Origin of the sequence: Pseudomonas sp. FSL W7-0098, assembly GCF_005930585.1 — a bacterium.
In the GTDB taxonomy this organism is placed as follows: Bacteria; Pseudomonadota; Gammaproteobacteria; order Pseudomonadales; family Pseudomonadaceae; genus Aquipseudomonas; species Aquipseudomonas bubulae.
The window spans coordinates 207,479-220,224 of record NZ_RXHW01000004.1; the positions used below are offsets into that span (position 1 = coordinate 207,479).

The window sequence follows — 12,746 nt, forward strand, 5'->3', positions numbered from 1 at the left end:
GCCACTGCAATGACCGAGTTGTCGAAAGTATCGGTCACCGCGCTCAAGGGCGTCGGTGAGGCCATGGCCGAAAAATTGGCCAAGGTCGGACTGGAAAACGTCCAGGACGTGCTGTTCCATTTGCCGTTGCGCTATCAGGACCGCACCCGCGTTGTCCCGATTGGCGCTTTGCGCCCCGGTCAGGATGCCGTTGTCGAGGGCCGGGTCATTGGCGCCGACGTGGTCATGGGCAAGCGCCGCAGCTTGCTGGTGCGCATCAACGATGGCACCGGCGGCCTGAGTCTGCGCTTCTACCACTTCAGCAATGCGCAGAAGGAAAGCCTCAAACGTGGCACCGAAGTGCGCTGCTATGGCGAAGCCCGCCCCGGCGCTTCGGGACTGGAGATCTATCATCCCGAATACCGCGCCATTACCGGCGACGAACCGCCACCTGTCGACACCACGCTGACGCCCATCTACCCCACCACCGAAGGCCTGACCCAACAGCGCTTGCGTCAGCTCAGCCAGCAAAGCCTGGCCATGCTCGGCCCGCGCAGCCTGCCCGACTGGTTGCCGCCGGAGCTGGCCAAGGACTATCAACTGGCCCCGCTGGATGAAGCCATTCGCTATCTGCATCAGCCGCCTGCCAATGCTGATGTTGAAGAACTCGCCCTGGGCCATCACTGGGCCCAGCACCGCCTGGCCTTTGAGGAGCTGCTGACTCACCAGCTGTCGCAACAGCGACTGCGCGAGAGCCTGCGTTCACAACAAGCCCCGGCGTTGCCCAAGGCGAAAAAACTGCCAGTGCAGTTCCTCGCCAATCTGGGTTTCCCGCCGACGGGCGCGCAGACCCGGGTTGGCAACGAGATTGCCTACGACCTCAGTCAGCCCGAACCCATGTTGCGCCTGATTCAGGGCGACGTGGGCTCCGGCAAGACCGTGGTTGCGGCCATGGCAGCGTTACAAGCACTTGAGGCGGGTTATCAGGTTGCCCTGATGGCCCCCACGGAAATCCTCGCCGAGCAGCACTTCATCAACTTCAAGCGCTGGCTCGAGCCTTTGGGCCTTGAAGTGGCGTGGCTGGCCGGCAAGCTCAAGGGCAAGGCCCGGGTCAGTGCGCTGGAGCAAATCGCCAGCGGCGTACCGATGGTGGTCGGTACCCATGCTCTGTTCCAGGACAACGTGCAGTTCAAGAACCTGGCGCTGGTGATCATCGACGAACAGCACCGCTTTGGCGTGCAGCAACGTCTGGCCCTGCGCAACAAGGGCGTGGGCGGAGTGATGTGCCCGCACCAGCTGATCATGACTGCCACGCCGATCCCGCGCACCCTGGCCATGAGCGCCTATGCCGACCTCGACACCTCGATCCTCGACGAGCTGCCGCCGGGCCGTACTCCGGTTAATACGGTACTGGTGGTCGATACGCGGCGTCTCGAAGTGATCGAGCGGGTGCGCGCCGCCTGCGCTGAAGGGCGCCAGGCGTATTGGGTGTGCACCCTGATCGAAGAGTCGGAAGAAATGACCTGCCAGGCTGCCGAAACCACCTTTGAAGACCTCTCCAGCGCCTTGGGTGAGCTGCGCGTCGGGTTGATTCACGGGCGAATGAAGCCCGCTGAAAAAGCCGAAGTCATGGCGCGCTTCAAGGCTGGCGAGCTGCAATTGCTCGTGGCCACCACGGTGATTGAGGTGGGCGTCGACGTGCCCAACTCAAGCTTGATGATCATCGAAAACCCCGAGCGCCTCGGCCTGTCCCAGCTGCACCAGTTGCGCGGTCGCGTGGGCCGGGGCAGCGCCGTCAGCCATTGCGTGCTGCTGTATCACCCGCCGCTGTCACAAATCGGCCGTCAGCGCCTGGGCATCATGCGCGAGACCAACGATGGCTTTGTGATCGCCGAAAAAGACCTCGAACTGCGCGGCCCCGGCGAAATGCTCGGCACCCGCCAGACCGGTCTTCTGCAATTCAAGGTCGCCGACCTGATGCGCGATGCCGACCTGCTGCCCGCCGTGCGCGAGGCCGCCCAGGCGTTGATCGAACGCTGGCCGAGCCATGTCAGCCCCCTGCTTGATCGCTGGCTGCGCCACGGTCAGCAATATGGTCAGGTGTAAAAGACCATTCAGTAAATGGCCCGGCGGCCGATCAAGAGCTAATCAAAATCAAGTTGTACAGAACGGATGCAGACCATGACTGAAGTTGCCAGTGCCCTTGTTGCTGCGAGCACGCCGTCCGTTATCGGGCGCTTGCTCGGTGACCTGGCTGTCGCCTATCGCAAAGTCCCGGATCACCCGGGGCTCGACCCTGCGCGCAAGGTGCACGCCGTACTGCTCGACGATTCGATCGGTCCCCTGCTGGTGCTGTTCACCCAGAATCATTTACTTGATCTGAACCGTCTGGCCGACTTGACCGGGCGGCGCATGACCGCCGTTGCGCCGGAGCGCCTGCAGGTCTTGCTGGACAAGCATGGCCTGAGCCAGCTGCCGGGCTTGCCGGCGCTGGTCAACTCGCCCTGCCTGTACGAAGAACACTTGCTGCAACAACCCTCGCTGCTAATCAGCACGGGTGAACCGGGCCTGTGGCTGGAGATTGCCCAGCAAGACTTCAAACCCCTGCTCAAAAACGCCAGCGCCGGCCGTTTTGGCGAGCCTTTGGGCGCCATCACACCTGATCTCGGCGGGGACGATGGCGAGGCCATCACCCGGGCAGTGCAGGCCTTCACGGCGCGGCGCATCCAGCAGCGGCTGGAGGCCACCATCGAACTGCCACCGCTGTCCGAGAGCGTGCGCAGAATCATGCGGCTGCGCTCCGACCCTGACGTGACCATCGATGAAATCACCAGCGTGGTGGAAACTGACCCGGCGCTGGCGGCGCAGGTCATGAGCTGGGCCTCGTCATCGTTTTACGCCTCGCAGAGCAAGATTCGCTCGGTCGAAGACGCCATTGTGCGCGTGCTGGGGGTTGATCTGGTGATCAACCTGGCACTCAGCCTGTCGCTGGGCAAAACCCTGAGCCTGCCCAAGGACCATCCGCAATCGAGCACTCCTTACTGGCAGCAGTCGATCTACACCGCGGCGGTGATTGAAGGGCTGACCCGGGCCATGCCCCGGGAGCAGCGCCCCGAAGTCGGCATGACTTACCTGGGCGGGTTGCTGCACAATTTTGGTTACCTGCTGCTGGCCCATGTGTTTCCGCCGCATTTTTCGCTGATCTGCCGGCATCTTGAGGTAAACCCCCATGTCAGCCACAGCCTGATCGAGCAGCACCTGTTGGGTATCAGCCGTGAACAGATGGGCGCCTGGCTGATGCGCTTTTGGGGGATGCCGGATGAGCTGGCGATTGCCGTACGCTATCAACACGACCCGGCTTATGTGGGGGTGGATGCGCAGTATCCGAACCTGGTGTGTGTGGCGCTGGGCTTGCTGCGCAGCCGTGGAGTCGGTCACGGTGCGTGTGCGCCGTTGCCGGATGCGTTGTTCGAGCGTCTTGGCGTGCCACGAGAAAAGGCTGAGGCGGTGGTGGGCAAAGTATTGGAGGCTGAAGTGTTGCTGCGCGAGATGGCGGCGCAGTTCGGTCAGGCTTGAATAACTAAAAGCACAAGCCCCTCACCCCATCCCTCTCCCAGAGGGTGAGGGAGCTGATTGTCGGTGTTCTTGAAATCGCGCGCGGTCAGTTCCCTCTCCCTCTGGGAGAGGGCTAGGGTGAGGGGCTCTTGATCTTAAGCCTTGGCCTTTTTACGCGGCTTGAGGTACTTGGTCAGGCCCTGGAACCAGATCACCAGCGCCGGGTTGCCCTTGATCTGAATCGACTTGTCCTGAATCCCTGTCATGAACGCCAGTTGCTTGTTCTTCGCCTGCAGCGTAGCGAAGCCGTAGGCGGCATCTTTAAAGGCGATGGCAAACGCCGGCTCGGGGTACAGGCCGCCGTGGCTGGTGATGCGCTGGTCTTTGACCTTGAAATGACGGGCCACTTTGCCGTCGAGGGTTTGCAGCTGGAACACCAGATCCTTGTCCACCAATTGTTGCTGGAAAGCAGGATTGTTGCGGCTGGCTTTGCCCATCAAAAAGCCCAGCATCCAGAGCAGAAAACGAAATTTCATGTACGCGGCCTCGGGGAAATAAAAAATGGCCGGCGCAGTGTAACGATTTGAGCGAAGAACGCCATATTTCTGCAGAGTTAGGCGTAGATGGGCTAGGTTTTGCCACTTATGGCCGCACAATCGGCCCGTGTTTTCTCAAGAACGGGCCGCTGGCAAGGCCAGCTTGCCCATTCTTCATGTAGCCCGTGCCTTAAGGATTCACGCTGTCCTTGAGGAATTTGCCCGGTTTGAACGCCACCGTGTTGCTGGCCTTGATGGTGACCGGCTGACCGGTTTGCGGGTTTTGCCCCGTACGGGCACCGCGGTGGCGCTGGATAAAGGTGCCAAAGCCGACCAGCGTAACGCTGTCCTTGCGATGCAGGGCCTGGGTGATTTCTTCCAGCACCGCATTGAGAACGCGGTTGGCTTGTTCTTTGGTTAGGTCAGCCTTTTCAGCGATAGCTGCGGCGAGATCGGGTTTACGCATGATGAAGCCTCATTGACGGTTTTTTGTTGTTATGTCCGTGCTGCTCTCTACGGAACAGCGCCCAAGGCGCCGCAGGCTCTAAACTGCGGCAGACCCGTGTGAGAATGGCACGCGACCAAGGTCGGCGCCAGCCTCTGCACAGGCTTTGTTGAGTCAAGGCAATGGCATATGCGACAGAATGAGCCGCTTTTACGCCAAAAGTGCAGGCAGCTCTTTGTTTAGCGCGAGTTTTTCTCGAACAGCCTCACCCGTCAGCGCATAACCGAGCAACTTGCCGTCTGCGTCGCGGCACAGCGCCTTGATATCGGCGCCCTGGCCTTCCACGGTCCACACACCCTCATAGCCACGCGGCACAGGTGACACCACCAGCGGGCAAACCGGGGTTTTCACCGTAATGGGCATGGCTCCGTAACTGACCGCGGTCGGGTTGCCTGCCAGGGTTTGCGCCAGCGCCCGGGCGCAACTCATCAACGGCATCACATACAGCAGGTTAAGGCCGTCGACCTCGGCACAATCGCCCAGCGCGTAGATATGGGAGTGAGAGGTTTTAAGATGACGATCCACCTCAACCCCGCGATTGACCTTGATCCCCGCAGCGGCGGCCATATCAATGCGAGGGCGCAAACCGATGGCGGACACCACCACATCGCACGGAACGACACTGCCATCCGACAAATGCGCCTCGAGGCCGCTGTCGGTACGTTGCAGGCGGGTCAACACCGGGCCCAGATGAAAGCGTGCGCCCAGGCTTTCGAGGCCAGCCTGCACCGCCGCTGCAGCAGCGGGGTGTAAAAGGGTTGGCATCACTTGCTCGCAGGGCGCGACCAGATCGACCTCATAACCGCCTGCGATCAGATCGTTGGCAAATTCGCAGCCGATCAGCCCCGCGCCCAGGATCAGGACGCGGCGTTTACCTGCGGCAGCTGCGCGAAAACGCGCGTAGTCTTCCAGGTCATTGATCGGGAAGATCGCATCCTGGGCGTCGCCCTCCACCGGGACCTGCACCGTTTGCGCACCCCAGGCCAGCACCAGGTCACGATAGGGCACCGCCTCTTCACCGATCCACAATTGCTTGTGGCCCGGGTCGATACCGCTGATGCGGGTATGGATACGCACCTGGGCCTTGAGCTGCTCGGCCATCGCCTCGGGCGTGGCCATGCTCAGGCCGTCAGCCTCTTTGTTTTTGCCAAAGCCGGTAGACAGCATTGGCTTGGAGTAAGAGCGCCCGTCATCGGAGGTGATCAACAGCAGCGGGGTTTCGCTGTCCAGCTTGCGAAACTCACGGGCCAGGTTATAGCCGGCCAGCCCGGTGCCAACGATCACGACAGGTGCGTTCATGCCAATCTCCAGAAGTTGAATCAGGTTTTAAAAGGGTTGATCAGTTGATTTCAATCATCTCGAAATCCATTTTACCGACGCCACAATCCGGGCACAGCCAGTCTTCAGGTACGTCCTGCCACAGGGTACCGGGGGCGATGCCATCATCCGGCCAGCCGTCGGCTTCGTTATAAATCAGTCCACATACAATGCATTGCCACTTCTTCATCTGGGTATTTCCTAAAGGTTCAGGCTTGGACAAGGCCACGGACTTATCAACAGGCGCCGTGTTACTCGTCAAATTCAGGGCGTTTTGTACTGATGACCACCCGCAGATGCAAGCACCAATACGGGCAAAAGTCCCTTGGACGCTCATTCGAGGATCCGCGTGATAAGCTCGCCGACCTCAATGGCTGCCAATTATGACCCACCGTGCCGCACATAACTTCTCCGCTTATCCCCCCTGTCTGGCTTGAACAAGGCCAACTTCCTGCGCTGCCTGACTCACAGACCCTGGACTGGCTATTTGACGAGGGCTCTCTGACTCGGCGTCTCACTGCAATTTCAGATAATGCCTTCAGCGTGCTTCCACTTTATGAAGGTTGGCAAGTACTGCGCCCGGATGAATGCGCTGCGTTGGACCTGCCTGAAGGCGTTCAGGGCTGGGTGCGCGAAGTGTATTTGCGCGGGCACGGTGAGCCTTGGGTGTTTGCACGCAGTGTCGCGGGTAAAAGCTCACTGCAAGAGGGTGGCCTGAACATGGACGAACTGGGCAACCGCTCGCTGGGGGAGTTGCTGTTCAGCGACCAGGCCTTTGAGCGCGGAGCCCTGCAGGTGTGCCACTACCCGCGTAACTGGTTGCCGCAGGCTGATCAGGTCGATCACCTGTGGGCACGCCGCTCGCGCTTTGTGCGTGGCAAACTGAGCGTGCTGGTGGCCGAAGTGTTTTTACCCAAACTGTGGGCCGCCCTCGGTGCCCGGTCGGAGAACAATTGATGTACACGCGCCTGCTCAAATCACTCAACCGTTTCAACCCCCGTGCCTGGGACTTTATCCAGCTGACCCGCATGGACAAGCCCATCGGCATCTACCTGCTGCTGTGGCCGACCTTGTGGGCATTGTGGGTGGCCGCCAAAGGCGTACCCTCGCTGGGTAACCTGCTGATTTTTGTCTTAGGCGTGGTATTGACCCGTGCTGCCGGCTGCGTGATCAACGACTTTGCCGACCGCAAGGTGGATGGTCATGTCAAACGAACAGAACAACGGCCTATGGCCAGTGGCAAAATCAGCAGCAAAGAAGCCCTGGTGTTCTTTGCGCTGTTGATGGGGGTCAGCTTCCTGCTGGTGCTGTGCACCAATGCTCCGACCATCTGGCTTTCATTTGGCGCGCTGGCACTGGCGGCCACTTACCCGTTCATGAAGCGCTACACCTACTACCCGCAAGTGGTGCTGGGCGCAGCGTTCTCGTGGGGCATACCGATGGCCTTTACGGCCGAGACCGGCAGCCTGCCTGCTGCGGCCTGGCTGCTGTACATCGCCAACCTGCTGTGGACAGTGGCCTACGACACCTACTACGCCATGACCGACCGCGAAGATGATCTCAAGATCGGGGTTAAATCCACCGCCATCCTGTTTGGCGATGCCGACCGCGTGATCATCCTCAGCCTGCAGGGTCTGGCCCTGGGTTGCCTGCTGCTGGCAGGGTCGCACTTTGAGCTGGGCGGCTGGTTCCACCTTGGCCTGCTGGCGGCGGCGGGCTGTTTTGTGTGGGAATTCTGGTACACCCGCGACCGTGATCCGCAGCGCTGCTTCAAGGCCTTCCTGCACAACCACTGGGCAGGGTTGGCGATTTTTGTGGGGATCGTGCTCAATTATGCGGTGGCTTGAGCCCCTGCCCCGCGAGTTTTTTCAACGCTGACCCAACCCCTGTGGGAGCGGGCTTGCTCGCGATGCGGACAGCGCGGTGGCGCTGCAAGACCGCGACGATCCAGTCGCGAGCAAGCCCGCTCCCACATCGGCCTTACCCCGCTGGCACCAGCCGCAAGGTGCTGCGGGTATTGAGCTGGATTTCGTTTTCGTCCATATGCGGTTTGTCGTAATCACCCTCGATGTAGGACTCGGCCTGGTCGCGGTAGTGCTTGTCGAACGGCACGCCACTTTGCCCGACCGGGTTGATGGTCAGCCCGTGGGACGGCTCGGCAAAGTCGATCAGGCGCCGGGTAGACGGGCCGTAGCTCACTGGCCACGGGGCATTGCCCAGTTTGGCGCTGAGGTTGTTGGGCACTTCGTGGCCGCCGGGGGCGGCGAAGGGGCCGACGTTGAGCAGCCAGTCCAGGGGCTTTTGCCGCCCCAGCGGGTGTTCATGGGTCAGGGTGTGGGCCACGCCCCAGCGCCATTGCCCGGGGTCGTCACCCAGGGTGGCCTTCAAATGGGCGATGCTGGCCTGCCACGCCACCTTGACCGTATCGGCGCGGGTTTCTGTGCGCGCGGTGCTGCGGTTGTCCCACCACAGTGAATCCGGGCTGGCCGCAAGGCGCGGCAAGGCAGCATCGATCACACGCGTAGTCAGCATGGCATCAAAAAAACTGTCGCCCAGTTTGTCGCGCATGGTGGCCTCTGTGAGGCTGTACAAAAACTGGTTGAACAAGGTCGCCGCAGTTGAGTCCAGCGGATAATCGCCCTTCCACTGTGCCAGTTGCTCCACCAGTTTGCGTTCGCCCGGGTCCGTGACCACTTCGCGCAGCACCGGCAACAGAGGCTTGAGCACACGCTGCGCGTAGCCCGTGGCAGTCCCCAACTGCAAGGCCTGGCTGTTTTTCAGGTTCCACTTCACGCTGGCATCGCTGAGCTGGCGATCAAGCTGCTGGCCGCGATCGGCCAGGTTGTAATAACCGGGAATCTCGATGCCGGCAGGCGACAGCGGCTGAAAGTTGGCCGACACGATATAGCCCCGCGCCGGGTTTTCTTCCTGGGGGTTGGCGCTGAACGGGTAAAAACCGTCTTTATCGGCCTGTGAGGTGCTGCCATCGAGGATGAATGCCGGGTTGACCCCCGCCGGGCGTTTGGGCAACTGCGCTGCTGCCCACCATCCGATATCCCCCTTGGCGTTTGCCCACACCAGGTTCAGCCCCGGCGCTTGAATAAACGTCGCTGCCGTACGCGCCCTGCTCAGGGTGTCGGCGCGGTTGAGCTGGTAGAAGCCTTCGAGGATCGGATTTTTCGTTTCCAGAAAGCCCCACCACATGGCAATCGGCGTGTTGCCCGCCGTGGCGCCCAGCACGTCATTGATAATCGGCCCGTGGGGTGACTGGCGCAGGGTGAGGGTCACCGGCGCCTCGCCCTTGACGGCAATCTGCTGTTCGCTGCGGGTCATGTCGACCCATTGGCCGTGATACCAGACCTGATTGGGGTTATCGGGGTTGGTCTTCTCGGCGATCAGGTCCAGATCATCGTTCTGGAACATGGTCAGGCTCCAGCCAAAATCGGGGTTGTTGCCCAGAAAAGCGAACGGCACCAGCGCCTGATGGTAGCCATACAGGTCGAAATCCGGTGCCGACAGCTGCGCTTCGTACCACACAGACGGTGCCGCAAAACGGATATGCGGGTCACCCGCCAGCAGTGGCTTGCCACTTTGTGTGCGTTTGCCTGACACCACCCAGGCGTTGCTGCCTTCAAACTGCGGCAAGCCCGCCTGGCTCAGGGCCTGATCGCTCAGTTGGGCCAGCGCCCCCAGGGTTTCCCAGTCGCTGGCCGCCAGTGCAGGAGACAATACGCCTTGGGGCTGCCAGTCGAGGTCGAAGATTTTCAGGTAATCGCTGCCCAGTTGGTCACGTATATAGGTCAGCAGCGGTTCGGTACGAAAGCCGGCGGCAAAGCTGTAAGCCATGTAGCCGGCGACACTGATGGTATCTTCGCCGGTAAAGGGCCGGGGGGCGATGCCCAGCAGGTCGAACTCCACGGGTTTGGGGTTGTTGGCCTGGTATTGATTGATCCCGTCCAGGTACGCCTGCAAGGCCAGAAATGACGGGGACTGGTGATCCAGCTCAGTCAAGTAACTCGCAGCCCGCTCACGGATGCGCAGGCTGCGAAAAAGCTTGTCGGTATCGACCAGCTTGGGGCCCAGCACCTCGGCCAGTTCGCCCCGGGCGAGGCGGCGCATGATCTCCATCTGAAACAGCCGGTCTTGTGCCTGAACGTAGCCCAGGGCCCGGTACATATCCGCCTGGTTGCCTGCACGAATATGCGGCACACCGCGCTCGTCATAACGCACCGTGACCGGCCCCTGCAACGCTGCAAGCGCCACCTGCCCCTGGCGTACGGGCAGTTTGCTCTGCACGTACCAGGCCCCGCCGCCTGCAAGGACGACAATGGCAACGGCGATAACGGTCAGGCTGCGATTCATGAAGCAACTCCTTGTTCTGGTCGTACGCGCCGGGGCGATATCAGTGGGCGGCGCTTTTATCTTGCCAGGAGCAGTAACAGCCCACCGCCATGGTATGGGTGGCCTTGACCGGGCGACCTTCGCTCAGGGCTTGCAGGATGGGTTCTATGAAACTGTTGCTGGCGTTGCAGGTGGCCCCTTCGCTGTAGGGGCCAAAGTAGGCCAGTTGGCCACTGCGGTCCCAGATGGCCACGGCCGGGCTGGCACTCAGATGCTCGGCGCCGGGCAGGCTGGCCAGCGCCTTGATCGCGCCCAGGGTGGCGGGTAATTGACCGTGAGTGCCGGGCTTTTGCAGTGAGTAGAATTCGACGCCTTGGGGCGCGTAATGAGCCAGCAGCTCGCTGAGGTGCTGCTGGTTGCCAACGTTGCAGGGGCACGCCGGGTCCCAGAAGTGCACCACGCGAATGGCACCCGGACCCGACAGTTCGGCGGGCAGGCTCAGTACATCTCCGGAGAACAAAGCGGCCTGATCACTGAAGGCACGGATATAGCGGCCCTGGAACCAGTCGTAGGCCGTCCACAACCCCACCGCGCAGATCAGCGTCAGCAGGCAGGCCAACAGGGTTTTGAACGGGGGCACCGGCATTGGAAAGCTCCTTGAAGGCCGCGTAGCTTGCCATGCTTGACCTGACAGATGAATATTGAAGGTCTATAAAGCCTGTTTTGCGCGCCTGCGCCCTGTCTGGAAGCCTCTATGCCTGCCCTGTTTTCTCCCGATTCCTTGCGCGCCAGCCTGCAGCCGCTGGCTGCGGGCCAGCCGTTATCGAGTGAAGCCCTGGCGTATCAGCGTTATTACGGTCTGGATTTTCCCCATCGTCAGGCGCCAGTCAAACGTCAGTTGGGGCGCTTCACTGCGGGGGGTTACGAGATCGTCAGTCAGGTGTGGTGGCCAGCCTCGTCACCCGTGGCGACCTTGTTTGTGATTCACGGGTTTTACGATCATATGGGGCTTTACCGGCATGTGATCGAATGGGGGCTGGACCACGGATTTGTAGTGATCGCCTGTGATCTGCCGGGGCACGGGCTGTCCAGTGGCGAGCGGGCCAGTATCGACGATTTCGCGCGGTACCAGGCGGTGCTGCAAGGCCTGTTTATCGAAGCGCAATCATTGCAGTTGCCGCAGCCCTGGCATCTGTGCGGGCAAAGCACGGGGGGAGCGATTGTGCTCGATCACCTGTTGCGCTGCGGTGCGCAAAGCCCGGCACAGGGCCAGGCAATACTGCTTTCGCCCCTGGTGCGACCCAAGGGCTGGAGCTGGTCGAAACTCAGCTACTACCTGCTGCGCCCGTTCGTCAAAGGCATTGCCCGGCGTTTTAGCGAAAACTCCAACGACCCGGCTTTTTTGCCGTTTCTGCAAGCCGACCCTCTGCAACCGGTGCGCTTGCCGACGGCCTGGGTGGGTGCCCTGGCGCGCTGGATCCCGCGAATTGAAGGCGCGGCACCGAGTGCGCGGCAGCCGCTGGTGATTCAGGGCCAGGACGATAAAACGGTGGATTGGCAGCATAACCTTGAGGTGCTCAAGGCCAAGTTCAATCAGCCGCAGACACTGCTGTTGCCTGAAGCCCGGCACCATCTGGCGAATGAAACGCCCGAGATACGTGAGCGATATTTCGCTTTTCTGGACAAGTATTTCTGAGACCCTGAAGGGCGCTGTCCTATGGGTTCAGGTTGGCAGTGCTTTGCCCCACTGCCAGCCCGGCGCGAACCGCTGCCAGGGCTGCTTGATAATAGGTCTTGCCTTCAGGCGATTGCGCAAAGGTAACGAACTCTTCCAGCTCCGGGTCAGACAGATCGCGATACACGTAGAGCAAGGTGTTATCCAGCTCGCCGCCGATCTGATCCATCAACCGCTGGCGCTGCCCGTTCAACATGCTCTGCGCTTGCCCGCCACCCAATAGCCCCGGGATCATCGAACTCAAGCTGTCCGCGGCAACACCGGCAATCGCCAGGCTGACTTCGGCCCCGGCTTCACGGGCAGGCAGTGCGCGAGACAAATGATTGATCAGCAACTGGCGGGTAGCGTCGGCGTCCATGCGCGGCAGGCCCTGCGCATGCATGGCCAATTGATCGCGGCGCGTGGCCAACAGCTCGGCGGCGACAATTTTGCCGCCCAATGGCGAGCGGAAAAACACCAGCGCCGGCTTCGGATCAGGCAAGTTGTTACGCATCTGTTCCTTGGCCCGCTTATCCATCGCCGCAGGTGCAAAACGCTGGCTACTGTTGTTGACCAACGCCTGGTAGACCGCTGGCGGCAAATTGTTGCGATAACGCTCCTGAGCAGCGCCCAGCGCATCATTGAAGTGCTCACGTTGTTGCGGCCAGCCGGCGACCGTAAACAGATCATCAAGGTTGTCTGCCCATGCGGGTAACGTACAAAACATCATTAACAGTAAAAACAAGCGGCGCATGAGGGGCTCCTGTCTGCAGGGCGCTATTGTCCGGGTGTGGCGTAG

General features: G+C 61.0%; 12 protein-coding genes. 5 read left to right on the plus strand and 7 right to left on the minus strand.

Translation table 11 applies throughout. From position 1 onward, the window contains the following. The first annotated feature begins 9 nt into the window (after positions 1-9). Both recG and FHL07_RS09110 read left to right on the plus strand, forming a co-directional pair. Complete coding sequence (recG, locus tag FHL07_RS09105) at positions 10-2,085, plus strand: ATP-dependent DNA helicase RecG (protein ID WP_094999710.1); 2,076 nt, start codon at positions 10-12, stop codon at positions 2,083-2,085. Between the two features lie 75 nt (positions 2,086-2,160). Then, positions 2,161-3,555: an aminoacyl-tRNA deacylase and HDOD domain-containing protein gene (locus tag FHL07_RS09110; protein WP_169916456.1), complete on the plus strand. Its 1,395-nt coding sequence runs from the start codon at positions 2,161-2,163 to the stop codon at positions 3,553-3,555. 134 nt (positions 3,556-3,689) lie between these two features. On the opposite strand, the gene FHL07_RS09115 is transcribed toward FHL07_RS09110, so the two are convergent. The 4 genes from FHL07_RS09115 to FHL07_RS09130 form a co-directional block, all read right to left on the minus strand. Beyond that, positions 3,690-4,070: a helicase gene (locus tag FHL07_RS09115; protein ID WP_094999708.1), complete on the minus strand. Its 381-nt coding sequence runs from the start codon at positions 4,068-4,070 to the stop codon at positions 3,690-3,692. A 190-nt stretch (positions 4,071-4,260) separates the two neighbouring features. Next, complete coding sequence (locus FHL07_RS09120) at positions 4,261-4,536, minus strand: HU family DNA-binding protein (protein WP_016782719.1); 276 nt, start codon at positions 4,534-4,536, stop codon at positions 4,261-4,263. Positions 4,537-4,725: 189 nt separating this feature from the next. Next, complete coding sequence (locus FHL07_RS09125; protein ID WP_095038484.1) at positions 4,726-5,874, minus strand: NAD(P)/FAD-dependent oxidoreductase; 1,149 nt, start codon at positions 5,872-5,874, stop codon at positions 4,726-4,728. Positions 5,875-5,914: 40 nt separating this feature from the next. Further along, positions 5,915-6,082, minus strand: a complete 168-nt coding sequence (locus tag FHL07_RS09130; RefSeq protein ID WP_003437744.1) for a rubredoxin — start codon at positions 6,080-6,082, stop codon at positions 5,915-5,917. Between the two features lie 203 nt (positions 6,083-6,285). Between FHL07_RS09130 and FHL07_RS09135 the strand changes: the two genes are divergently transcribed. Together FHL07_RS09135 and ubiA are read left to right on the plus strand one after the other, a co-directional pair. After that, positions 6,286-6,849, plus strand: coding sequence for a chorismate--pyruvate lyase family protein (locus tag FHL07_RS09135; RefSeq protein ID WP_133144100.1), 564 nt, complete (start codon positions 6,286-6,288; stop codon positions 6,847-6,849). Beyond that, complete coding sequence (gene ubiA / locus FHL07_RS09140) at positions 6,849-7,739, plus strand: 4-hydroxybenzoate octaprenyltransferase (protein ID WP_095017874.1); 891 nt, start codon at positions 6,849-6,851, stop codon at positions 7,737-7,739. Before FHL07_RS09135 ends, ubiA begins: the two co-directional genes overlap by 1 nt. A 133-nt stretch (positions 7,740-7,872) precedes the next feature. Here ubiA and FHL07_RS09145 read toward each other — a convergent pair whose 3' ends face one another. Both FHL07_RS09145 and FHL07_RS09150 read right to left on the minus strand, forming a co-directional pair. Continuing rightward, entirely contained in the window at positions 7,873-10,254 is a 2,382-nt protein-coding gene (locus FHL07_RS09145) for a penicillin acylase family protein (RefSeq protein WP_138738396.1), read from the minus strand. Positions 10,255-10,294: 40 nt separating this feature from the next. Then, the gene (locus FHL07_RS09150) at positions 10,295-10,879 is read right to left on the minus strand and encodes a DUF6436 domain-containing protein (RefSeq protein WP_095017876.1); all 585 of its coding nucleotides are present in this window, start codon (positions 10,877-10,879) and stop codon (positions 10,295-10,297) included. Positions 10,880-10,987: 108 nt separating this feature from the next. Between FHL07_RS09150 and FHL07_RS09155 the strand changes: the two genes are divergently transcribed. Beyond that, positions 10,988-11,929 (plus strand): alpha/beta hydrolase, encoded by a 942-nt coding sequence (locus FHL07_RS09155; RefSeq protein ID WP_133144103.1) that lies wholly within the window; start codon positions 10,988-10,990, stop codon positions 11,927-11,929. A 19-nt stretch (positions 11,930-11,948) separates the two neighbouring features. Here FHL07_RS09155 and FHL07_RS09160 read toward each other — a convergent pair whose 3' ends face one another. Beyond that, complete coding sequence (locus tag FHL07_RS09160; RefSeq protein WP_095017878.1) at positions 11,949-12,701, minus strand: hypothetical protein; 753 nt, start codon at positions 12,699-12,701, stop codon at positions 11,949-11,951. Positions 12,702-12,746: the final 45 nt, after the last annotated feature.

Bases quoted from the DNA above. Each gene is read 5' to 3' on its own strand.
- ubiA (WP_095017874.1), top strand. From the start codon at position 6,849: ATGTACACGCGCCTGCTCAAATCACTCAACCGTTTCAACCCCCGTGCC.
- recG (WP_094999710.1), top strand. From the start codon at position 10: ATGACCGAGTTGTCGAAAGTATCGGTCACCGCGCTCAAGGGCGTCGGT.
- FHL07_RS09160 (WP_095017878.1), bottom strand. From the start codon at position 12,701: ATGCGCCGCTTGTTTTTACTGTTAATGATGTTTTGTACGTTACCCGCA.
- FHL07_RS09150 (WP_095017876.1), bottom strand. From the start codon at position 10,879: ATGCCGGTGCCCCCGTTCAAAACCCTGTTGGCCTGCCTGCTGACGCTG.
- FHL07_RS09120 (WP_016782719.1), bottom strand. From the start codon at position 4,536: ATGCGTAAACCCGATCTCGCCGCAGCTATCGCTGAAAAGGCTGACCTA.
- FHL07_RS09130 (WP_003437744.1), bottom strand. From the start codon at position 6,082: ATGAAGAAGTGGCAATGCATTGTATGTGGACTGATTTATAACGAAGCC.
- FHL07_RS09115 (WP_094999708.1), bottom strand. From the start codon at position 4,070: ATGAAATTTCGTTTTCTGCTCTGGATGCTGGGCTTTTTGATGGGCAAA.
- FHL07_RS09110 (WP_169916456.1), top strand. From the start codon at position 2,161: ATGACTGAAGTTGCCAGTGCCCTTGTTGCTGCGAGCACGCCGTCCGTT.
- FHL07_RS09145 (WP_138738396.1), bottom strand. From the start codon at position 10,254: ATGAATCGCAGCCTGACCGTTATCGCCGTTGCCATTGTCGTCCTTGCA.
- FHL07_RS09155 (WP_133144103.1), top strand. From the start codon at position 10,988: ATGCCTGCCCTGTTTTCTCCCGATTCCTTGCGCGCCAGCCTGCAGCCG.
- FHL07_RS09125 (WP_095038484.1), bottom strand. From the start codon at position 5,874: ATGAACGCACCTGTCGTGATCGTTGGCACCGGGCTGGCCGGCTATAAC.